This window comes from Nocardia sp. NPDC004260, assembly GCF_053603155.1.
This window is the reverse complement of the sequence record NZ_JBSGEZ010000054.1, coordinates 23,717-44,028: the sequence shown is the minus strand read 5'-3', so window position 1 is coordinate 44,028 and position 20,312 is coordinate 23,717. Positions and strand designations below refer to the sequence as shown.

Below are 20,312 nucleotides of genomic sequence, written 5' to 3'. Positions count from 1 at the left end.
AGCCCGCGACGGATCGGGCCGTCGCGGCGACCGGCGGCGGTCAGCCCTTGTCCGACGCGGCCGTGCCGGAATTCGTTTTCTCCGAACCGCTTTCGGAGCCCTCGCGATGCCCGTCCAGCTCGGCAGCGGACGTCCCGGTCTCGGCCGCGTCGGCGGCGGACCCGGCCTTCTCGAATTCGCCGGTACCCGAGGCCTTCTCGGTCGGCGCCGCTGCGGCGGCACGCAGCGCGCGGATCTGCCACGGCCACGGCCGGGGGGTCGCGCCGGGTTGCAGCTGCTCGGGCGTCTCGCGCCCCTTGGTGGCGAACACGAAGTAGGCGATCGCGGCCAGGAACACGAGGGCGGAGGTGAACGAGTTGATCCGGATGCCCGCGATCTTCGTCGCCTCGTCGGCGCGCATCAGTTCGACGAAGAACCGTCCGAAGCAGTAGCCGGCGACATACAGGGCGAACAGGCGTCCGTGACCGATCCGGAAACGTCGGTCCACGTACACCAGCAGCACGACGACCAGCAGGTTCCACAGCAGCTCGTACAGGAAGGTGGGGTGCACGATCTTTTCGACCACGCCGGTGGAGGCGCCGTTCATCATGTCGAGCTGACCGTCGTCGCCCACCCGCCGGTAGATCTCCAGGCCCCACGGCAGGTCGGTCTCGCGCCCGTAGAGCTCTTGGTTGAAGTAGTTGCCGAGCCTGCCGATGGCCTGCGCCAGCAGGATCGGCGGCGCGACCGCGTCACCCAGAGCGGGCAACGGGATCTTGTATACCCGGCAGCCGATCCACGCTCCGATGCCGCCCAGCAGCACCGCACCCCAGATGCCGAGCCCGCCTTGGTAGATCTTCAGCGCGTCGACCGGGTGCCCGCCCGCGCCGAAGTATTTCTGCCAGTCGGTGGCCACGTGGTAGAGCCTGCCGCCGACCAGGCCGAACGGCACCGCGAACATCGCGACGTCCAGGATCGCGCCGGGCTGGCCGCCGCGAGCGCGCCAGCGCCGTTCGCCCCACCAGATCGCGACGATGATGCCGAGGATGATGCACAGGGCATACGCCCGCAGCGGGAACGGACCGAGCTGCCAGACGCCGCGCGCGGGGCTGGGGATGTAGGCCAGCACGGCGCCGCTGACGCCGCCGTCGGCCAGGACACTGTCTGCGAGGACTCGTAACGTCACGGGGCCACCGTAGCGGAGATGCTCGACCGGCCCGCCACCACCGCACCGCCCTCGCCGCGTCGAGGTTCGCCCAAGACGCCCGAGCCGAGCCCGATCGGCCGATCCCTGATCATGGCGATTCGGCCGCTACCGGGTCGACGTCGGAAGGTCGGAGCCCGTCGAACGGGCTGCGGAACCGTGCGCTGCGCTGGACTCCGAGCGGTTGCTAGGACGCGACGGTCGCCGACCGCACGCCTTCGGCCAGTTCCGCGGTGAGTGCTCGCACCGCGTCCAGCCCTCGGCCCGCCGCGCTCACCAGCGCCGAGCCGACGATGACGCCGTCGGAGTAGGACGCGATCTCGGCGGCCTGCACGCCCGAGCGGACGCCGAGGCCGACGCCGATCGGGATGTCGGAGTGGGCCCGGATCCGCGCGCACAGGGCGGGTGCGGCCGAGGACACCACGTCCCGCGCGCCGGTCACGCCCATGGTCGAGGCCGCGTAGACGAAGCCGCGACTGGCCTCGAGCGTCTTCACCAGGCGTTCCTCGGTGGACGACGGCGCGACCAGGAAGATGCGGTCCAGGTTGTGCGTGGACGAGGCGATGAACCAGTCGTCGGCCTCTTCCGGAATCAGGTTCGGGGTGATGATGCCCGCCCCGCCCGCGGCGGCCAGATCCCGCGCGAAGCGATCCACGCCGTACTGGAGCACGGGATTCCAGTAGCTCATCACGACGGCCTTGCCTCCGGCTCCGGTGATCGCCTCGACCACCGAGAACACGTCACGCACCCGCACTCCGCCGCGCAGCGCCTGTTCGGCGGCGGCCTGGATGGTCGGGCCGTCCATCACGGGATCGGAGTAGGCGACGCCGACCTCGACGATGTCGCATCCGGCTTCGACCATCGCGCGCACGACCTCGATCGAACCGGCCAGGTCGGGGTAGCCCGCGGGCAGGTAGCCGATCAGTGCCGCGCGACCCTCGGCTCGGCAGGCGGCGAAGGTGTTCGCCAAGCGGGACTGCTGGCTCACCGGCCCTCCTCCTTCGGCTCGTCGAACAGCCCGAACCACCGCGCTGCCGTGTCCATGTCCTTGTCGCCCCGGCCGGAGAGGTTCACCAGGATGATCGCGCCCTCGCCGAGTTCCTTGCCCAGTTGCAGGGCGCCTGCCACCGCGTGCGCCGACTCGATCGCGGGGATGATGCCCTCCTTGCGACTGAGCAGCAGCAGGGCGTCCATCGCCTCGGTGTCGGTGATCGGCCGGTATTCGGCGCGGCCGACGTCCTTGAGGTAGGCGTGCTCGGGTCCGACGCCCGGATAGTCCAGGCCCGCCGAGATCGAATGCGACTCGATGGTCTGGCCGTCCTCGTCCTGCAGCAGGTACGAGTAGGCGCCCTGGAACGCTCCCGGCGTCCCGCCGGTGAACGTGGCCGCGTGCCTGCCGGTGTCGACGCCGTCACCGGCCGCTTCGTAACCGATCAGCCGGACGTCGGAGTCGTCGAGGAACGCGTGGAAGATGCCGATGGCGTTGGATCCGCCGCCGACGCAGGCGACGACCGCGTCGGGCAACCGGCCGGTGGTGGCTTGCACCTGTGCGCGGGCCTCCAGGCCGATGATGCGCTGGAAATCGCGCACCAGCATCGGGAACGGGTGCGGGCCCGCGGCGGTGCCGAAGCAGTAGTAGGTGTCGTCGGCGTTGGTCACCCAGTCGCGCAGCGCCTCGTTGATGGCGTCCTTGAGCGTCTGCGAACCGGAGGTCACCGAGATCACCTCGGCGCCGAGCAGGCGCATCCTGGCCACGTTGAGCGCCTGGCGCGCGGTGTCGACCGCGCCCATGTAGACGACGCAGTCCAGGCCGAGCAGCGCGCAGGCGGTCGCCGTGGCGACGCCGTGCTGGCCCGCGCCGGTCTCCGCGATCACCCTGGTCTTGCCCATACGCTTGGCGAGCAGCGCCTGGCCGAGCACATTGTTGATCTTGTGCGAGCCGGTGTGGTTGAGGTCTTCGCGCTTGAGCAGGATGCGGGCGCCGCCCGCGTGCTCGGACAGCCGCTTGCACTCGAACACCGGCGACGGGCGGCCGGTGTAGTCGCGCTGCAGCCGATCGAGTTCGTTGAGGAAGGAGTCGTCGAGCCGGGACTTCTCGTACTCGGCGGTGACCTCCTCGATGACGGCCATCAGCGCTTCCGGCACGTGCCTGCCGCCGTAGACGCCGAAGTGCCCGCCCACGTCGGGCTCGTGGCCGCTGCGCTGGGCGACGCCGTCGCTGGCCTGAGGTACCGCCGCCACGCCGGTCACCGACCCCGCCGTGCCGGCTTCGGGCAGGACGGGTGGGTGCCCGCGGTCACCAGTTCGGAGACCGCCGCGCGGGGGTCGCCACTGGTCACCAACCCCTCGCCGACGAGCACGGCGTCCGCGCCCGCGCCGGCGTAGGCCAGCAGGTCGGCGGTGCCGCGGATGCCGGACTCGGCGATCCGGATGACCTCGGTGGGCAATCCGGGCGCGATCCGCGCGAACACGTCGCGGTCGACCTCGAGCGTCTTGAGGTTGCGGGCGTTGACGCCGATCACCGACGCGCCCGCCTCCAGCGCGCGGTCGGCCTCCTCCTCGGTGTGCACCTCGACCAGCGCGGTCATGCCCAGCGACTCGGTGCGGTCGATCAGGGAGGACAGCACGTCCTGTTCCAGCGCCGCGACGATCAGCAGGATGACGTCCGCGCCGTGCGCGCGCGCCTCGTGGATCTGGTACGGGCCGACGACGAAGTCCTTGCGCAGGATCGGGATGCTCACCGTGGCGCGGACCGCGTCCAGGTCGTCCAGCGACCCGTTGAAGCGGCGGCCCTCGGTGAGCACGCTGATGATCCGCGCGCCACCGTCCTCGTAGGCCTTGGCCAGACTCGCCGGGTCCGGGATGTCCGCCAGCTCGCCCTTGGACGGACTTGCTCGCTTGACCTCGGCGATCACGCCGATGCCGTCCTCGAGCAGCGCCGCGCGGGCGTCCAGCGGCGCGGGGGCCGCCGCGGCGGCCGCCTTGACCGCCTGGAAGTCCAGCAGGGCTTCCCGAGCGGCCACATCCGCGCGGACCCCGTCGAGAATCGAGTCGAGTACCGTCATCTGGCTCGAATCCTTTCTGGGGAGACGGACTTGCTACCTGAGAATCCCCCCAGGCGCTGTCTCACCGATGCTGTCAAAGAATAAATGGACCTACCGGGCGCGTTCGCGCCGGGGCTGGGGTTGAACCATGCGGAAAGGCTCCGCGCAAGGTGGCACCCGCCACACCCGCCGCGCGGAGACAGCTCAGCGGCCACGTCGGCCCGCCTCGCCCGGGTCGGAATCTTCTGGGGACACCTGCCCGGCCTGCGGTTCGTCGGTCGGGTCGGTGCCCGCGTCCAGCGCGTCCCAGAGCACGCGCTCGGACAGCTGAGGTGCCGACCGGTCGTCCGGGGACTGCGCGCGCCGCTGCGTGACCTCCGCCGTGGCGGCGGCGCGCCGGAAGACCGGGTTGTCGTACTTGCCGGACAGCCGCGCCGTCTCGGCGGGCATGCGGGCCAGCAGCGCGCCCGCGCCGAACGCGGCGATCGCGCCGAGCAGCGCGAGCACGGCGGGGAACGCCGAGGTGGTCGCCGTCTCGACCTGCGCGCGCGCCGGGAGCTCCGCGAGCTTCGCGGCCCGCTCGGCGGTCTTGCCGGAATCGGTCAGCAGCGCGAACGCGGGCACCGCGGCCACCGCGGCGACCAACGCGATCAGCACGCCGACCACGCGACGCAACCAGCCCTTGGTGGCCAGCACGGCCGCGATCGAGGCGAGCAGGACCAGCGCCAGCGGTGTCAGCGCGCCGAACCACACGCCGCCGTTCAGATGATCGGTGCGGGGCTGGGTCAGACCGTCCGACGAGGTGACCGTCACCCAGGTCATCCGGGACGACGCCCACAGCGCGGCGGCGGCGAGGGCGAGCAACGCCACTGGAGCGACGGGGTAGTTGCGGCGCGAATGGCCTTCCGCACTCAACGGTCCGGCCGAGCCGTCGGCCGCTGAAACGGCTTGTGGCCCCGCGGTGTCCGGGGTCGGTTCTCGCGCTCGGTCCGGTTCGTCTCCGGAATGGGCAGCCGTCATCGCGTGCCGCCGTCCGCCGCGCCGGGTTCCGTACCGTAGGCCCGCACCGTTCCGGCCGCCGCGATCGCCTTGAGCACCGCCATCGCCTTGTTGCGGGACTCCACGTCCTCGTACTCGGGGTCGGAGTCCGCGACGACGCCGGCACCCGCCTGCACGTAGGCCGTGCCGTCCTTCAGCAGCGCGGTGCGGATGGCGATGGCGGTGTCGGCGTCACCGGCGAAGTCCAGGTACCCGACGACGCCGCCGTAGACGCCACGCCGGGTCGGCTCGAGTTCCTCGATCAGTTCCATCGCGCGCACCTTGGGAGCGCCGGACAGGGTGCCCGCCGGGAAGCACGCCCGCACCGCGTCCAGCGCGATCCGTCCGGGCGCCAACCGGCCGGACACCGTCGACACGAGGTGCATGACATGGCTGTAGCGCTCGATGTGGCGGTACTCGGTGACCCGCACGGTGCCCGGCTCGCACACCCGGCCCAGGTCGTTGCGGCCGAGGTCGACGAGCATGAGGTGCTCGGCGTTCTCCTTCTCGTCGGCGAGCAGGCCCTTCTCCAGCAGCAGGTCCTCCTCCTCGGTGACGCCGCGCCAGCGGGTGCCCGCGATCGGATGTGTCGTCGCCACACCGTCTTTCACGGTCACCAGCGATTCCGGGCTGGAGCCGACGATGGAGAACGCGGTGCCGCCCGCGCCGTCCGGGATGTGCAGCAGGTACATGTAGGGGCTCGGATTCGACGCGCGCAGCATCCGGTACAGATCGATCGGCGCACCGTCGTAATCCATCTCGAAACGCTGGGACAGCACCACCTGGAACGCTTCGCCCGCCTCGATCTCCTTGACCAGGCGGCGCACGCCCGCGCCGAACTCCTCGGTGGTGCGCCTGCGCCGGTATCGCGGCTCGGGCCGGTCGAACACCGACACGGTGGAGTCGGCGGGGGCGCCGAGCGCGGCGGTCATCCGGTCCAGCCGGGCCACCGCGTCGTCGTAGGCCTCATCGACGCGCTCGGCGGTGCCGTTCCAGTTCACCGCGTTGGCGATCAGCGTGATCGCGCCCTCGTGATGGTCGAACGCGGCCAGGTCGGTGGCGAGCAGCAGCACCATCTCCGGCAGTCGCAAATCGTCCAGCGCCAGGGCGGGCAGCCGCTCGATCCGGCGCACCGCGTCGTAGCCGAGGTAGCCGACCATGCCGCCGGTCAGCGGCGGCAGCCCGGGCAGCCGCTCGGTGCGCAGCAGCTCCAGCGTCTCGCGCAGCGCGACCAGCGGATCGCCGCCGGAGGGCGCATCGGCCGGGACGTTGCCCAGCCAGGCCGCCTCGCCGTCCACGACGGTCAGCGCCGAGGGGCTGCCCGCGCCGATGAACGACCAGCGCGACCACGACCGGCCGTTCTCCGCGGACTCGAACAGGAAGGTGCCCGCCCGGTCGGCCGCGAGTTTGCGGTAGGCCGACAGCGGAGTCTCCGAGTCCGCCAGGACCTTTCGGGTGACCGGGACCACCCGGTGCTCCGCGGCCAGCTGATGGAACTGCTCGCGGGTCGTGGTGGTGGGAGTGGACGCGCCTGCCATGTACTCATCATCCCAGGCCGGACCGGCCGGCGAGTGAGCGGTGCCGCCGACGCGGCGACCCGGCGCGACAAACCCGACAAATCAGGTCGACCGTCCGGTTCCCACGCGGTCGCCGAAGGTGTGGCGAGGCTCACTACACTCGCGGCGTTCCACGTCGCATGCGGTATCCATCTCGAGAGGAGACAACTGATGTACCCCTCGCAATCGGTAGCGCCCGAGGGTTCTCGGCACATCCCGAACCACAGCGTCCCGCGCCTGCACGCCCCGCGCACCGGAGGCACGAGTCATCCGGCCTACCAGCAAAGCGCCCCGGCCAACGCGCTCGCGTCCTTCGTCACCTACGTCAAAGCACTGGAGTCCCTCGACAAGAACCGCTTCCCCGACGAATACGCCGTCCACAGCGACCGCATCAAAGAGCTGAGGCCGTTCCTGCGGGCCCACGGCATCCTCGATGTGATGGCGATCAAGAACCCTGAGGTGGCGGCGCTCATCGGCGCGTAGCCGCCCTGCCCCTCGGCTCGTGCCCGATGACCGGCGCCGCGATCGGATCGCGGACAGCGCACGGCGGGCACGAGCACCAGGTCCGGCGCGCACGAAATACCCGATTGGACCGACCGCGCGGTAGTGTTCCCGGGTATGCAGCAAGGACAGCTCGCCCCTGATTTCGAGCTTCCCGATCAATCCGGCACTTCCCGCTCGCTCGACGCGCTGCTGGCGGACGGCCCTCTGGTCCTCTTCTTCTTTCCCGCGGCGAACACGCCCGTCTGCACGGCCGAGGCCTGTCACTTCCGCGACCTCTCCGCCGAATTCGCCGCACTCGGCGCCACCTGTGTCGGCATCAGCACCGACAACGTGGACACCCAGGCCGGGTTCGCCGAGAAACAGCGCCTCGGCTACCCGTTGCTCTCCGACGCCGACGGCGCCGTCGCCGCGAAGTTCGGCGTCAAGCGCGGGCTGCTGGGCAAACTCGCACCGGTGAAGCGGCAAACGTTCGTCATCGACACCGACCGCACCATCCGCAAGATCATCACCGGCGAGCTGCGCGCCGCCGTCCACGCCGACGAAGCACTGAACTACCTGCGCAACCGGTAGACGAGCGCTGTCGGGCAGTCCGTATCAGCCCTTCGCATGGCCGCAGCAAACGCGGAGGTACGCATAGATGGCGCTGTCGGACGTAGTCCGTCCTCAATCCGCGCACGGCCACAGCGAACGCGGAGGTACGCACAGAGCGCACGGCCGCAGCGAAGGCGGAGGTACGCACAGAGCGCACGGCCGCAGCGAAGGCGGAGGTACGCACAGAGCGCACGGCCGCAGCGAAGGCGGAGGTACGCATTATCCGCGCGCCGTGGCTGCTTCCCGATGACGGCGCGGCCTAGGCTGGACGCATGACTTCGACCGACGTGCAGCCGGGCGAGCGCAAACCCGCGGCAGCCGTCTGGCGCACGCGGATCATCGTCGGCGCGGCGATTCTCGCGGTGCTGGTCGTCTCCTATTTCGTCCTGTCCGCGTTCGTCCCGCGCTGGTGGGCGCAGCGGGTCGGCTCGATGGTGCACGGAAGCTTCACCAAGGGCATCGGCTGGGGGCTGTTCTACGGTGGATTCTGCACCGTCGTCACGCTTTTCCTGCTGCTGTTCGCCGTGCTGGTGTGGCGGCGTAAGGCAGGCAGGTTCCTGGCCGGAGCGGCCGTGGTGGTCGCGATCCTGTGCGCCATCCCCAACCTGATGACGCTGACCATCGTGCTGGGCAACAGCAGTGCCGCCCACGCGGGTCAGCGGGTCTTGGATGTCGACGCGCCCGCCTTCCGTGGCGCCGCGCTCACCGGCGCCGTCATCGCGACGCTGTTGTTCCTCGTCGCCGTGGCGCTGTTGCTGCTGCGCAGGTGGCGGCGCACCCACCCGGCGAAACCGGAGGCCGAGGACACGCCGCCGCGCCCCGTGTGAGTGAACTCACGTCATGCAGCATCTTTATGACGGTCGAGCGAAGTCGTGGCAAACTCAATGTCGCGGGTGACTGTGCACAAGATTTTCGACAATCACTAGGACAACGAACAAAACCACGTCACTTGGCTTGAAAGAAGGCACACAGTGACGAAGTGGCTCGACCCGGTCGAACAACGCGCGTGGCGTGCGATCGTGGCGCTGATGACGCGGCTGCCAGGAGCTCTGGACACCCAGCTGCAGCGCGAGTCCGGCGTGACGCATTTCGAGTACTGGGTACTGACGCTGTTGTCGGAGGAACCGGGCCATCGCCTGCAGATGAGTGAGCTTGCCCACAAGGCAAATGCATCGCTATCGCGGTTGTCGCATGTGGTGTCCAAATTGGAGCGCATGGGCTGGGCACAGCGTTCGGCGACGGCGGGGCGGCGCGGCGTGCACGCCGTACTCACCGACGACGGGTACCTGAAGGTCGTCGAGGCCGCACCCGGATATCTGGAAGCCGTGCGGCACTTGGTCTTCGACGGCTTGGACGAGGCGCAGAAGGCGCAGGTCGCCGAACTCGGCGAACTGCTGGCCGAGCGGCTGGCCGACGCACTCGACCGGCTCGGCGAACTCACGCCCGCGAGCCGGGACGACCAGCAACCTAAAGGCACCTGAACGTACCTCCGCCTTCGCTGCGGCCATGCGCGGGCTGAAGACGAACAACGTCGGACAGCGCCATTCAGCGCATCCCCGGTTCAGGATCGCGCGGCCAGGAGCACGTCCGAGTCGAAGCAGGTGTGCGTGCCGGTGTGGCAGGCCGCTCCTTCTTGGTCGACGATCAACAGGATCGTGTCGCCGTCACAGTCGAGTCGTACTTCGTGCACGTACTGGGTGTGGCCCGACGTCTCACCCTTGACCCAGTACTGCCGACGGGAACGCGAATAGTACGTAGCCTTACGGGTTTCCAGCGTGCGCGCCAGCGCCTCGTCGTCCATCCACGCGACCATCAGCACATCACCGGTGGTGCGTTCCTGCGCGACGGCGGAGACCAATCCGGCGTCGTTGCGCTTGAGACGGGCGGCGATGGCGGGGTCGAGACTCATAGCACCGTTGTAACAGGTCGCCCTCGACCGAGCGCGCCCGGAGTGCACGATCAGCCCACCCGGGAGCGCTGGAGTTCGCCGAGCACCGCCCAGGTGCGCCGCTGGTCCTCCGGGGTGGTCAGATCGGTCTGCGAGAACACGACCTCCGTCGCGCCCGCCGCGAAGTACTCCGCGACGCGGGCCGCGATCAGGTCCTCGTCGCCGATCACCACCAGTTCCGCCGCCCGCGAGGCACCGGACAGCTCGATCACCCGCGCATAGGAGGGGATGTCGTCGTAGAACGTCGTCTGGGCAGCGGCGGCCGCACGGGCGGCATCGAGGTCGGCGGTGATCACGCCGGGCACCAGGACGGTGATCCGGGGTGCGGGCCGCGCGGCCCGCTCGGCCGCGGCGGTGAGTGGTGCGACGATGTGCTCGGCCAGCGCCTTCGGGCCGACCAGGAAGGGCAGGGTGCCGTCGGCCAGCTCACCCGTGACGCGCAGAGCCTGCGGGCCCATGGCGGCCACCAGGATCGGCACCGGCGGCCGTGCGCCGGCCACCGCGGCGGGCAGCGGCGTGGCGGCGGTGAGCGTTTCGCCGTGGAAATCCACCGTGCCGGTGTGCAACACGGTGCGCAGCGCGGTGAGGAACTCGCGCAGCCGGGTGATCGGCCGGTCGAAGGAGCCGCCGAAGACCGGGTCGGCGAGGAATTTCGCGCCCAGGCCGAGCCCGAGGGTGAACCGGCCGCCGGTGGCCGCCTGCGCGGTCTGCGCCTGGCTGGAGATCAGTAGCGGATGACGCGCCGTGATCGGCACCGCGGACGTGCCGACCGTGAGTCCCGGCACGGCGCGGCCGACGATCCCGGCCAGCGCGATGGCGTCGTAGCTGAGCGTCTGGCCGAACCACACGGACGACACTCCGGCGGCGAGCGCCGACTCACCCAGCGACACCGCCGTGTCCACGGCGTTGCCGGGGGCGTCGAGGGCGAACGGCGACAGCGCGATTCCGATGGTCATGCCCGATGCAACCGCGCCGCTTCGACCTGCCTTCCTGGTCGGCGAATTTCCGCCAGTCGCTACCGGATGACGATTTTCTCCGCCCGCATCGAATCCTTGACCTGGCCGATGGTCAGATCGCCGAAGTGGAACACGCTGGCCGCGAGCACCGCGTCGGCGCCCGCGTGCACCGCCGGGGCGAAGTGCTCGACCGCGCCCGCGCCGCCGCTGGCGATCACCGGGACGGTGACCGCCGCCCGCACGGCACGGATCATCGACAGGTCGAAACCGGCCTTGGTGCCATCGGCGTCCATCGAATTGAGCAGGATCTCGCCGACACCGAGTTCGGCGCCGCGCACGGCCCATTCGACGGCGTCGATGCCGGTGCCGCGTTTGCCGCCGTGGGTGGTCACCTCCCACCCGGAGGGGGTGTCGGGTTGCCCCTGCGGCACAGTGCGCGCGTCCACCGAAAGCACGATGCACTGGGAACCGAATCGCTCGGACATCTCGCGCAGCACCTCCGGCCGCGCGATCGCGGCGGTGTTCACCGAGACCTTGTCCGCGCCCGCGCGCAGCAGGCGGTCCACGTCCTCGACCGTGCGCACCCCGCCGCCCACGGTGAGCGGGATGAAGATCTGCTCGGCGGTCCGGGTCACCACGTCGATCATGGTGCCGCGGTCGCCGGTGGAGGCGGTCACGTCGAGGAAGGTCAGCTCGTCGGCGCCCTGCGCGTCGTAGAGCGCGGCCAGTTCGACGGGATCACCCGCGTCGCGCAGGTTCTCGAAGTTGACGCCCTTCACCACGCGTCCCGCGTCGACGTCCAGACACGGGATCACCCGTACGGCCAACGTCATTGCCTCACTCCTTCTCCGCGGCCGCCGGATCGGCGACCGTGCAGATCATGTCGAGCAGTTCTTCGTGCACGCCGGGCGCGGCCGCGAGCACGGAGCCGGAGGCGATGGTCCACGGCTCGCCCACCAGGTCGGTGACCACTCCGCCCGCCGCGCGCACCAGCGCGACGCCCGCCGCGTTGTCCCAGGGATGGTGCCCGAACACGATCGCGCCGCCGAGCACGCCCGAGGCGGTGAACGCCAGATCGATGCCGGTCGAGCCGTGCATCCGCACCCGGGAGGACAGCCTGCTCAGCGGTCCGAGCAGATCGAAGCGGAACTGGCCGGGGATGCGGCCGTGCGAGTCGACGTTGAACGCGCCGAAACCGATCATCGCCTCGGCCAGCTTGCCGCGCGGCAGCGGCGGCAGCGGTCGCCCGTCCAGCAGCACTGGGCCTCCGGTCATGGCGGCGTAGCGGCGGTCGAGCAGCGGCAGCCAGGTCAGACCGAGCACCGGCTCGCCATCGCGAACCAGCGCGAGCAACATCCCGGAGAGCGGATGCCCGGACGAGTAGTTGAAGGTGCCGTCGATCGGGTCGAGCACCCATGCGGTGCCCGAGGTGAGTTGCGGTCCGCCGAACTCCTCACCGTGCACCTCGATGCCGGTGCGCCTGCGCAGTTCGGCGGAGACGGTGCGTTCCAGTTCCAGGTCCAGCTCGGTGGCGAAGTCGTTGCGGCCCTTGGCGACCGCGCTCGGCGCGCCGATGCCCTCGATGAACCGCGGGCGCACCGAGTCCAGGACCTCGCTCGCCTCCGCGAGCAGTGCCGACAGCTCCTGGGTCATCTCACCGCGGCCAGCGCCTCGGGCAGCGTGAACCGGCCCGCGTAGAGCGCCTTGCCGACGATCGACCCCTCGACGCCTTCCGGCACCAGTTCGGCGATCGCGACCAGGTCCGCGATGGTGGAGACGCCGCCGGAGGCGATCACCGGGGCGTCGGTGGCCGCGCAGACCTCGCGCAGCAGGTCCAGGTTCGGGCCGGTGAGCGTGCCGTCCTTGGTCACGTCGGTCACCACGTAGCGCGAGCAGCCGTCGCGTTCCAGCCGCTCGAGCACCTCCCACAGGTCGCCGCCGTCGCTCACCCAGCCGCGTCCGCGCAGCCGGTGCTCGCCGTCGACGATGCGCACGTCCAGGCCGATGGCGATGTGCTCGCCGTGGCGGGCGATGGCCTTCGCGCACCAGACCGGGTCCTCCAACGCGGCGGTACCGAGGTTGACCCGGGCGCAACCGGTGCTCAGGGCCGCTTCCAGGCTCTCGTCGTCGCGGATGCCTCCGGACAGTTCGACCTTGACGTCGAGTTCGCCGACGACGCCCGCGAGCAGTTCCCGGTTCGAGCCGCGCCCGAAGGCCGCGTCCAGGTCGACCAGGTGCACCCATTCCGCGCCGGCTTCCTGCCAGGCCAGCGCCGCCTCACGAGGCGAGCCGTAGCTGGTTTCGCTTCCGGCTTCTCCTTGCACGAGGCGCACGGCCTCTCCGTTGGCGACATCGACGGCGGGTAGCAGCACAAGACTCACGAGAGCAGCCTAGTGGTTACCCGCCCGCGTCCGAGTGCAGGGCCTGGGCGGATGGGAGCTCGATCACGGATTCGGGCCGATCGTCGTGAGCCACTGGCCGCCGGTGTGCGACCGGTCGCCCGTATCGCCCCAGACGCGACTCGATCGACCAGCCTGGCTGGGGCAGCCAGCGAACCTTCACCTGCGACGTCCACGCGGCCACTCTCCCAAAATTTGTTGGCTGCGCCCACAATCTGTTAAGTTGGCGGAGCCAATGTTGGATTCGCCAACGTTATTCTGAAAGGTACGTTCGATGCGCAAAGTCCGGCTCGCCCTCCCCCTGCTGACCCTCCCGCTGGCCGCACTCACCGCCGCCTGCGCCTCGGCCACCGCGACACCGACGGCCGAGGTGCGCGAACTGCTGGACCGCGGGCAGATCACCACCTTGGTCGACCGGCTCGGTCGCGCCCTGGACGAGGGACGATTCGACGACCTGCGGACGATCTACACCCCCGACGCGACCGCGAAGACACCCGGCGGCACGGCCGAGGGCCGCGACGCGCTGATCGCCCAGGCGAGCCGCAACCACGGCGAACATCTGCGCATCCAGCACGTCATCGGCAATGTGCTGATCGACCTGCACGGCGACACGGCGGACGTCCGGGCCAACCTGATCGCCACCTTCGCGCTCGCCGCCTCCGACGGGACACCTCCGCAGCCGGTCTACACTCTCGGCGAGGTCTACCGCTTCGACGCGATCCGCACCGGCGAAGGCTGGCGCTTGTCCCGGGTGGAGACCACCCCGATCTGGTCCACCGGCACGCGCCCGTGAGCACCGCGCGGCGCCGGCACCACGCCGAGCGGGCGCATGACGCCCGACGACGGTGCTCGGGAGCCGCTCGCTCGGTGAGTTCCAGCGAAGCCGGGATGTCGTGATCCGTCACGAGATCGCCGCGATCCGGGGCGGCGCGGGCGGTATCGTCTCCGCTCGGCGATCACCCCCGGTCGCCGCTTCCATTTCGCACCGAGGAAGTGCATGTCACGATCCAAACTCGCTGCCGCCCTGTCTCTTTCGGCAGCCGCCTGCTTCGCGGCCTTCGTCGCCGCACCCGCCGCCACCGCCGCCCCGCCCGAGGAGGCGCGGCTGGCGGGATGCGAATTCGGTTCCGCCGCGGCGACCTACGACTACGCGCGGTTCGGCGACCACGCGCGGCGGATGCTCGACCTCAGCACCGGGGAATTCCGGACCGAGTTCGAGAACTTCCGCACCAACATCCAGTCGAGCGCGGAGGCCGCGCACATTCGCGCCGAGGCCAACTCGGCCGATTGCCGCATCGTCTCCGGTGACGACAACCGGGCCGAGGTGGACGTCGACGTGGTACGGACGGTGACCAGCGACGAGACCGACGGTCTCCCGCAGACCAGCCGCATGTCGATGACCGTGACGGTGGACCGGGTCGACGGGCGCTGGCTGGTCAGCAAGGTCAGGAAGCACTGACCGGGCGGCCGGTCTCGCGCCGCTCCGTGCGGGACCGGCCTACAGCGCGTTCACCCAGTTGCGCAGCAGGTGTGCACCCGCGTCACCGGACTTCTCCGGGTGGAACTGGGTCGCCGACAGCGCACCGTTCTCCACCGCCGCCAGGAACGGCACTCCGTGCTCGGCCCAGGTCAGCTTGGGTGCGGCGAAGTGCTCGCTGGGCGGCAGATCCCAGGTCTGGGCGGCGTAGGAGTGCACGAAGTAGAACCGGGTGTCGGCGTCGAGACCCGCGAACAGCACGCTGTCGGACGGGGCGGAGACGGTGTTCCACCCCATGTGCGGCAGCACCGGCGCGGACAGCCGTTCGACCGTGCCGGGCCATTCGGCGCACCCGTCGGTCTCCTCGCCGAACTCGACGCCCCGTTCGAACAGGATCTGCATGCCGACGCATATGCCCAGCACCGGCCGCCCGCCGGCCAGCCGCTGACCGATCAGGCGCTCGCCCCGCACCCCTCGCAGACCCGCCATGCACGCGGCGAACGCTCCGACGCCGGGCACCACCAGACCGTCGGCGGCCAGCACCGCTTCGGGGTCGGCGGTCACCTCCACCCGCGCGCCCGCCCTCGCCAGCGCCCGTTCGGCGGAGTGCAGATTTCCGGAGCCGTAGTCGAGCAGGGCCACGGACTTGCTCACAGGGTTCCCTTCGTCGACGGAATCCCGCTCACCCGGGGATCGAGTTCCACCGCGGTGCGCAGCGCACGCGCCACCGCCTTGAACTCGGCCTCGGTGACGTGGTGCTGGTCGCGGCCGTAGAGCACCCGCACATGCAGCGCGATGCGCGCGTTCAGCGCGATCGACTCGAAGACGTGGCGGTTGAGCACCGTGGAGTACGGCGCGCCGGGCCCGGAACCGGGAATCACCGTGTGCAGCAGGTGCTCCGGCTCCCCGGTGTGTACGCAGTAGGGGCGGCCGGACACGTCGACCGCGGCGTGCGCCAGCGTCTCGTCCATCGGGATGTAGGCGTCGCCGAACCGGCGGATGCCCGCCTTGTCGCCCAGCGCCTTGCCCAGTGCCTGACCGAACACGATCGCGGTGTCCTCGACCGTGTGATGCGCCTCGATCTCGATGTCGCCCTCCGCGCGCACGGTCAGGTCGAAGCTCGCGTGCGCGCCGAGCGCGGTCAGCATGTGGTCGTAGAAGGGGACGCCGGTGGCGATCTCGGTCTTGCCGGTGCCGTCGAGATCCAGCTCGACCACGATGCTGGATTCCTTGGTGACCCGCTCCACCCGGGCGGTCCTACTCATGCTCACGTCCAATCGAATTGTCGCCTAGGAATATCGGGCGCTGGTTCATCGCGGTGCCAGGTCGGTGCCCGCCAGCAGTCCGCTGACCCGCAACAGTTCGTCGTTCTCGGCGGCGAGGCCGATCGTGGTGCGCAGGTAGCCGGGCAGGCCGACGTCACGGATCAGCACGCCGTGATCGAGGTAGCGCTGCCAACTGCGCGCCGCGTCGGTGAAGCGGCCGAACAGTAGGAAGTTGGCGTCGCTGGGGATCACGTCGTAACCGAGTTCCCGCAGCGCCGCCGCCACCCGGTCGCGCTGCGCGGCCAGCTCGGCGACGCTGCCGAGGGTCTCCTCGGCATGCCGCAGGGCGGCTCGCGCGGCGGCCTGGGTGACCACCGACAGGTGGTAGGGCAGCCGCACCAACAGCATCGCGTCGATCACCGCGGGTGCGGCGACCAGATAGCCCAGACGCCCACCGGCGAACGCGAAGGCCTTGCTCATCGTCCTGGTCACCACGAGCTTCGCGGGGAAACGGTCGATCAGCCCGATGGCGCTCGGCTGCGCGGAGAATTCGCCGTAGGCCTCGTCGACCACCACGATGCCGGGGGCGGCCGCGAGGATGCGCGCGAGGTCGTCCTGCGGGATGGTGTGCCCGGTGGGATTGTTCGGGCTGGTCACGAACACCACGTCCGGCCTGCGCTCGGCGATGGCGGCGAGCGCGTGCTCGATGTCGAGGGAGAAGTCGGCGTTGCGCTTGGCCTCGATCCACTCGGTGTCGATGCCCTCGGAGATGATCGGGTGCATCGAGTACGAGGGCACGAAACCCAGTGCGCTGCGGCCCGGCCCGCCGAAGGCCTGCAGCAGCTGCTGCAGGATCTCGTTGGAGCCGTTGGCCGCCCAGACGTTGCCGGTCTGCACCGCGACACCGGTCTGCGCGGTCAGATACCGCGCCAGGTCGGTGCGCAGCGCGACGGCGTCGCGGTCCGGGTAGCGGTGCAGATCCGCGGCGGCCGCCCGGATCGACTCGGCGACATCGTCGATCAGCGCGCGGCTCGGCGGATGCGGGTTCTCGTTCGTGTTCAACTGCACGGGTACCGTCAATTGCGGTGCGCCGTAGGGCTTCTTGCCACGCAGGTTCTCCCGCAGCGGCAGATCTTCCAGGGTCAGGTCCGCGCCGGGCGCGCTCACGGCGCGCGTCACGACAGGGCCTCGAAACGCGCCTGCACGGCCTGGCCGTGCGCGGGCAGGTCCTCGGCGTTCGCCAGCGCCACCACGTGGCCCGCGACATCCTTCAGCGCCGCTTCGGTGTACTCCACGACATGGATTCCCCGCAGGAAGGTCTGCACGCTCAGGCCGGAGGAGTGCCGCGCGCAGCCCGCGGTGGGCAGCACGTGGTTGGAGCCCGCGCAGTAGTCACCGAGGCTCACCGGCGCGTACGCGCCGACGAACACCGCGCCCGCGCTGCGCACCCTGGCCGCGACCGCGGGCGCGTCGGCGGTCTGGATCTCCAGGTGCTCGGCGGCGTAGGCGTTCACCACGCGCAGGCCCTGCTCGATGTCGTCGACCAGGACGGTGCCGGATTGCTTGCCGCGCAGCGCCTCGGTCACCCGGTGGGCGTGCTTGACCACGGCCAGCTGCGTGGTGAGCGCGGCGTCCACCGCGTCGGCCAGGTGCTCGCTGTCGGTGACCAGCACGCTGGCGGCCAAGACGTCGTGCTCGGCCTGGCTGATCAGGTCGGCGGCGACGTGCACCGGATCGGCGGTCGCGTCGGCGAGGATGGCGATCTCGGTGGGCCCCGCCTCGGCGTCGATGCCGACCAGGCCGCGGCACAGGCGTTTGGCCGCGGTGACGTAGATGTTGCCCGGCCCGGTGATCAGATCGACCGGTTCCAGCTGCGCGCCGTCGGTGTCGACGCCGCCGTAGGACAGCAGCGCGACGCCCTGGGCGCCGCCGACCGCCCACACCTCGTCGACGCCGAGCAGCTGCGCCGCGGCCAGGATGGTGGGGTGCGGCAGCCCGCCGAACTGCGCCTGCGGCGGCGAGGCCACCACCAGCGAGCCCACGCCCGCGGTCTGCGCGGGCACCACGTTCATCACGACGCTGGACGGGTAGACGGCGTTCCCGCCCGGCACGTACAGGCCGACCCGCTCGACGGGCACCCAGCGCTCGGTGACGGTGCCGCCCGGCACCACCTCGGTGGTCTTGGCGGTGCGCCGCTGGTCGGCGTGCACCTTGCGCGCCCTGGCGATGGATTCCTCCAGTGCGGCGCGGACCGCCGGATCCAGCCGCTCCAGCGCGGCTTCCAGCTCGGCCGCGGGCACCCGCACCGTCGCCGGGATGACCCCGTCGAAGCGCTCGCTGAACTCCAGCGCCGCCGACACACCGTGATCACGGATCGCCTCGACCACCGGACGCACCTGATGCAGCACCGAGTCCACGTCGACTCCCCCGCGCGGCAGCGCGGCGCGCAGCTCGGCGACGGAGGGAGTACGACCGCGCAGATCGACGCGGGCGAGCTCGATGCGGGTTGTCATGTGGTGTCGGTCCTTGTCTCCAGCTGATTCCGCAACAGGAAAGTTGCCGTTACCAGCCTAATGGGCCGACGCCAGCCGTTATCCGCGTGGTCCGGGCGGCGGGGCCGCGGTGGACCCATGTGCGCAGGTCCGGGCAGCGGGGGCGTTCCCACGGTGCGCCGAGGTCCGGCACAGCACTCGATCTATCGCGGAGTACGCCAGGTTCGGATCTGGACGCTCGCGTCAGCGGGTATCGCTGTCGATGAGCACGGACCCGTTTCCGGGATTGATCAACCGGAGCGTCACCGACTTGTTCTGGCTCCCGTAGGACACGCTGGCCACATTGACGTCCACCGAACCGTCCGCGTTGGCGCCCGAACCGCCACCGGTGTCGACGGTGTTGAACGTCGACACCCGATTCTGCGTCCAATAGTCCTCGAATGCTTGCTGGCTGCCGTATACCTGCTGGGCAGCGGGGGTCAGCTGTTTCCAAGCAGCGGAGAAGCTCAAGTACGTCAGATTGTTGTAGAAGTTCACCACTAGATCGATGGACTGCCGCGAGTCGGCCTTACCGACGCTCTTCGTCTCCCCCACCGAGGCGGCGGCCGACGTCGTGTTCGCGCCTGGGCGCGTCGACGCGACCACGGAAGACGTGCTGCCCTGGGCCGCGCTGGTGCCCGAACCCGACGAACTCATCATGTTCACCACGATGGCCCCGACGACGGCGACCGCGCCGATCAGTGCGCCGATCAAGATCGCGCGGCGTTTGCCGCCCGAGCCCTGCCGGGGCTGCGGCCGCGGCTGGGCCATGGTGCGGGGATGCGCCGCGGTGTCCGGGTGGGCGGCCTGCGGCGGGGCGACCGGACGGGGGCGCGGCTGGCGCTCGGTCGGCGTGTAAGGCGTCGACGCCATTGCCGAAGGCCGCAGCTCGCGGGTCGCCGATTCGGACTGGCCCGCCCTCGGCCGGGCGAACGCCTCGCTGGCGGGCACGAACCCGGCGGCCACCGGGGCCGGACCCGCGTCGGCGAACGCGGCGAGGTGCTCGCGCGCCGCCCGCATGCTCGGACGCTCGCGCGGCTCTGGGCTGAGCAGGTCGAGCAGGAAGTCCGTGGCGGGACCGGCGTTGCGCGGTTCGCTCAGCTGACCGTTCGCGGCCGCGTAGAGCACCGCGAGCGGATTGGAGCCCGCACCGTAGGGCGGTTCGCCCTCGAGCGCGTGGAACAGCGTGGCGCCCAGCGCGAACACATCGGAGGCGGGACTCGGATCGGAGCCACGGGCGACCTCGGGCGCGAGGTAGGCGGCGGTGCCGCAGATCAGCCCGGTCTCGGTGAGCGTGACATCACCGGTGGCGCGGGAGATGCCGAAGTCGGTGATCTTCACCGTGCCGTGATCATCGAGCAGGATGTTGCCCGGTTTCACGTCACGGTGCACGATGCCCGCCTGATGCGCGGCGATCAGCGCCGAGGCGACCTGCTCGCCGATCCGCGCGACCTGGGTCAGCGGCAAGGTGCCCTGAGCGGCGATCACCGCGGCGAGGCTCTTGGACTTCAAGTACTCCATCACCAGGCAGGGGTCGCCCTCGTGCTCGGTGATGTCGAACACGACGATCGCGTTCGGATGCTGGAAACGGGCGGCGTTGCGGGCCTCCCGAATCGCGCGCTGGCGCACCACATCGCGTTCGGCCTCGGGCAGGCTCGGCTGGATGTGGATCTGCTTGACGGCCACGGAGCGCTGGAGGCGTTCGTCGACGGCACGCCAGACCACGCCCGTGCCGCCGCTACCAATCCGCTCGACCAGGCGGTAATGCTCCGCGATCAACTGACCGGTATCGATGGCGCCTACTCCGAACCTTCTCGAAA

At 70.4% G+C, this 20,312-nt stretch carries 22 protein-coding genes; 6 read left to right on the top strand and 16 right to left on the bottom strand.

Annotated elements, in window-relative coordinates:
* Positions 1-40: 40 nt before the first annotated feature.
* The 6 genes from lgt to ACWEO7_RS27060 form a co-directional block, all read right to left on the bottom strand.
* The gene (lgt, locus tag ACWEO7_RS27085; RefSeq protein WP_452427260.1) at positions 41-1,165 is read right to left on the bottom strand and encodes a prolipoprotein diacylglyceryl transferase; all 1,125 of its coding nucleotides are present in this window, start codon (positions 1,163-1,165) and stop codon (positions 41-43) included.
* A gap of 205 nt (positions 1,166-1,370) precedes the next feature.
* Entirely contained in the window at positions 1,371-2,171 is an 801-nt protein-coding gene (gene trpA, locus ACWEO7_RS27080) for a tryptophan synthase subunit alpha (RefSeq protein ID WP_450016183.1), read from the bottom strand.
* On the bottom strand, positions 2,168-3,433 hold the full coding sequence (trpB, locus tag ACWEO7_RS27075; RefSeq protein WP_452427258.1) for a tryptophan synthase subunit beta: 1,266 nt from the start codon (positions 3,431-3,433) through the stop codon (positions 2,168-2,170). Before trpB ends, trpA begins: the two co-directional genes overlap by 4 nt.
* A complete protein-coding gene (trpC, locus tag ACWEO7_RS27070) occupies positions 3,430-4,248 on the bottom strand; it encodes an indole-3-glycerol phosphate synthase TrpC (RefSeq protein WP_039797261.1) in 819 nt (272 codons plus the stop codon). The genes trpB and trpC overlap by 4 nt, the downstream gene beginning before the upstream one ends.
* A gap of 183 nt (positions 4,249-4,431) precedes the next feature.
* A complete protein-coding gene (locus tag ACWEO7_RS27065) occupies positions 4,432-5,247 on the bottom strand; it encodes a TIGR02234 family membrane protein (RefSeq protein ID WP_452427256.1) in 816 nt (271 codons plus the stop codon).
* Entirely contained in the window at positions 5,244-6,803 is a 1,560-nt protein-coding gene (locus tag ACWEO7_RS27060; RefSeq protein ID WP_452427254.1) for an anthranilate synthase component I, read from the bottom strand. The genes ACWEO7_RS27065 and ACWEO7_RS27060 overlap by 4 nt, the downstream gene beginning before the upstream one ends.
* A gap of 189 nt (positions 6,804-6,992) precedes the next feature.
* On the opposite strand from ACWEO7_RS27060, the gene ACWEO7_RS27055 reads away from it, so the two are divergent.
* From ACWEO7_RS27055 to ACWEO7_RS27040, 4 genes are all read left to right on the top strand, one after another.
* On the top strand, positions 6,993-7,304 hold the full coding sequence (locus tag ACWEO7_RS27055; RefSeq protein WP_379255605.1) for a hypothetical protein: 312 nt from the start codon (positions 6,993-6,995) through the stop codon (positions 7,302-7,304).
* 135 nt (positions 7,305-7,439) lie between these two features.
* Positions 7,440-7,895, top strand: coding sequence for a peroxiredoxin (locus ACWEO7_RS27050; protein WP_452427252.1), 456 nt, complete (start codon positions 7,440-7,442; stop codon positions 7,893-7,895).
* A gap of 293 nt (positions 7,896-8,188) precedes the next feature.
* Positions 8,189-8,743 carry a permease gene (locus tag ACWEO7_RS27045; RefSeq protein WP_452427250.1) on the top strand — a complete coding sequence of 185 codons (555 nt, stop codon included), beginning with the start codon at positions 8,189-8,191 and terminating at the stop codon, positions 8,741-8,743.
* Positions 8,744-8,944: 201 nt separating this feature from the next.
* Positions 8,945-9,397 (top strand): MarR family winged helix-turn-helix transcriptional regulator, encoded by a 453-nt coding sequence (locus tag ACWEO7_RS27040; protein ID WP_452427277.1) that lies wholly within the window; start codon positions 8,945-8,947, stop codon positions 9,395-9,397.
* Positions 9,398-9,477: 80 nt separating this feature from the next.
* On the opposite strand, the gene hisI is transcribed toward ACWEO7_RS27040, so the two are convergent.
* Genes hisI through priA form a run of 5 tightly spaced genes read right to left on the bottom strand, consistent with a single transcriptional unit; the run spans position 9,478 to position 13,201 of the window.
* Positions 9,478-9,825 carry a phosphoribosyl-AMP cyclohydrolase gene (hisI, locus tag ACWEO7_RS27035; RefSeq protein WP_452427249.1) on the bottom strand — a complete coding sequence of 116 codons (348 nt, stop codon included), beginning with the start codon at positions 9,823-9,825 and terminating at the stop codon, positions 9,478-9,480.
* A gap of 50 nt (positions 9,826-9,875) precedes the next feature.
* Complete coding sequence (locus tag ACWEO7_RS27030; protein ID WP_452427247.1) at positions 9,876-10,820, bottom strand: TIGR03564 family F420-dependent LLM class oxidoreductase; 945 nt, start codon at positions 10,818-10,820, stop codon at positions 9,876-9,878.
* Between the two features lie 59 nt (positions 10,821-10,879).
* Positions 10,880-11,653 (bottom strand): imidazole glycerol phosphate synthase subunit HisF, encoded by a 774-nt coding sequence (hisF, locus tag ACWEO7_RS27025; RefSeq protein ID WP_379255610.1) that lies wholly within the window; start codon positions 11,651-11,653, stop codon positions 10,880-10,882.
* A gap of 4 nt (positions 11,654-11,657) precedes the next feature.
* Positions 11,658-12,473 (bottom strand): inositol monophosphatase family protein, encoded by an 816-nt coding sequence (locus tag ACWEO7_RS27020; protein ID WP_452427245.1) that lies wholly within the window; start codon positions 12,471-12,473, stop codon positions 11,658-11,660.
* Entirely contained in the window at positions 12,470-13,201 is a 732-nt protein-coding gene (gene priA / locus ACWEO7_RS27015) for a bifunctional 1-(5-phosphoribosyl)-5-((5-phosphoribosylamino)methylideneamino)imidazole-4-carboxamide isomerase/phosphoribosylanthranilate isomerase PriA (RefSeq protein WP_452427243.1), read from the bottom strand. Before priA ends, ACWEO7_RS27020 begins: the two co-directional genes overlap by 4 nt.
* A gap of 292 nt (positions 13,202-13,493) precedes the next feature.
* Between priA and ACWEO7_RS27010 the strand changes: the two genes are divergently transcribed.
* A complete protein-coding gene (locus tag ACWEO7_RS27010; RefSeq protein ID WP_452427241.1) occupies positions 13,494-14,012 on the top strand; it encodes a nuclear transport factor 2 family protein in 519 nt (172 codons plus the stop codon).
* A 204-nt stretch (positions 14,013-14,216) separates the two neighbouring features.
* On the top strand, positions 14,217-14,678 hold the full coding sequence (locus tag ACWEO7_RS27005; RefSeq protein ID WP_452427239.1) for a hypothetical protein: 462 nt from the start codon (positions 14,217-14,219) through the stop codon (positions 14,676-14,678).
* A 39-nt stretch (positions 14,679-14,717) separates the two neighbouring features.
* Here the strand turns inward: ACWEO7_RS27005 and hisH are convergent, their stop codons facing one another.
* The 5 genes from hisH to ACWEO7_RS26980 all read right to left on the bottom strand — a co-directional run bounded on the left by hisH (position 14,718) and on the right by ACWEO7_RS26980 (position 20,271).
* Positions 14,718-15,350 (bottom strand): imidazole glycerol phosphate synthase subunit HisH, encoded by a 633-nt coding sequence (gene hisH, locus ACWEO7_RS27000; protein WP_450016160.1) that lies wholly within the window; start codon positions 15,348-15,350, stop codon positions 14,718-14,720.
* On the bottom strand, positions 15,347-15,961 hold the full coding sequence (gene hisB, locus ACWEO7_RS26995; RefSeq protein WP_452427238.1) for an imidazoleglycerol-phosphate dehydratase HisB: 615 nt from the start codon (positions 15,959-15,961) through the stop codon (positions 15,347-15,349). Before hisB ends, hisH begins: the two co-directional genes overlap by 4 nt.
* A gap of 45 nt (positions 15,962-16,006) precedes the next feature.
* Complete coding sequence (locus ACWEO7_RS26990; protein ID WP_452427236.1) at positions 16,007-17,140, bottom strand: histidinol-phosphate transaminase; 1,134 nt, start codon at positions 17,138-17,140, stop codon at positions 16,007-16,009.
* Entirely contained in the window at positions 17,137-18,474 is a 1,338-nt protein-coding gene (gene hisD / locus ACWEO7_RS26985; RefSeq protein ID WP_452427234.1) for a histidinol dehydrogenase, read from the bottom strand. The genes ACWEO7_RS26990 and hisD overlap by 4 nt, the downstream gene beginning before the upstream one ends.
* Positions 18,475-18,696: 222 nt before the next feature.
* Positions 18,697-20,271, bottom strand: coding sequence for a protein kinase domain-containing protein (locus ACWEO7_RS26980; RefSeq protein ID WP_452427232.1), 1,575 nt, complete (start codon positions 20,269-20,271; stop codon positions 18,697-18,699).
* Positions 20,272-20,312: the final 41 nt, after the last annotated feature.

Bases quoted from the DNA above. Each gene is read 5' to 3' on its own strand.
- ACWEO7_RS27045 (WP_452427250.1), top strand. From the start codon at position 8,189: ATGACTTCGACCGACGTGCAGCCGGGCGAGCGCAAACCCGCGGCAGCC.
- ACWEO7_RS27020 (WP_452427245.1), bottom strand. From the start codon at position 12,473: ATGACCCAGGAGCTGTCGGCACTGCTCGCGGAGGCGAGCGAGGTCCTG.
- ACWEO7_RS27010 (WP_452427241.1), top strand. From the start codon at position 13,494: ATGCGCAAAGTCCGGCTCGCCCTCCCCCTGCTGACCCTCCCGCTGGCC.
- ACWEO7_RS27030 (WP_452427247.1), bottom strand. From the start codon at position 10,820: ATGACCATCGGAATCGCGCTGTCGCCGTTCGCCCTCGACGCCCCCGGC.
- hisB (WP_452427238.1), bottom strand. From the start codon at position 15,961: ATGAGTAGGACCGCCCGGGTGGAGCGGGTCACCAAGGAATCCAGCATC.
- ACWEO7_RS27040 (WP_452427277.1), top strand. From the start codon at position 8,945: ATGACGCGGCTGCCAGGAGCTCTGGACACCCAGCTGCAGCGCGAGTCC.
- ACWEO7_RS27005 (WP_452427239.1), top strand. From the start codon at position 14,217: ATGTCACGATCCAAACTCGCTGCCGCCCTGTCTCTTTCGGCAGCCGCC.
- trpC (WP_039797261.1), bottom strand. From the start codon at position 4,248: ATGACGGTACTCGACTCGATTCTCGACGGGGTCCGCGCGGATGTGGCC.
- hisF (WP_379255610.1), bottom strand. From the start codon at position 11,653: ATGACGTTGGCCGTACGGGTGATCCCGTGTCTGGACGTCGACGCGGGA.
- ACWEO7_RS27065 (WP_452427256.1), bottom strand. From the start codon at position 5,247: ATGACGGCTGCCCATTCCGGAGACGAACCGGACCGAGCGCGAGAACCG.
- ACWEO7_RS27055 (WP_379255605.1), top strand. From the start codon at position 6,993: ATGTACCCCTCGCAATCGGTAGCGCCCGAGGGTTCTCGGCACATCCCG.
- hisI (WP_452427249.1), bottom strand. From the start codon at position 9,825: ATGAGTCTCGACCCCGCCATCGCCGCCCGTCTCAAGCGCAACGACGCC.
- ACWEO7_RS27060 (WP_452427254.1), bottom strand. From the start codon at position 6,803: ATGGCAGGCGCGTCCACTCCCACCACCACGACCCGCGAGCAGTTCCAT.
- ACWEO7_RS27050 (WP_452427252.1), top strand. From the start codon at position 7,440: ATGCAGCAAGGACAGCTCGCCCCTGATTTCGAGCTTCCCGATCAATCC.
- hisD (WP_452427234.1), bottom strand. From the start codon at position 18,474: ATGACAACCCGCATCGAGCTCGCCCGCGTCGATCTGCGCGGTCGTACT.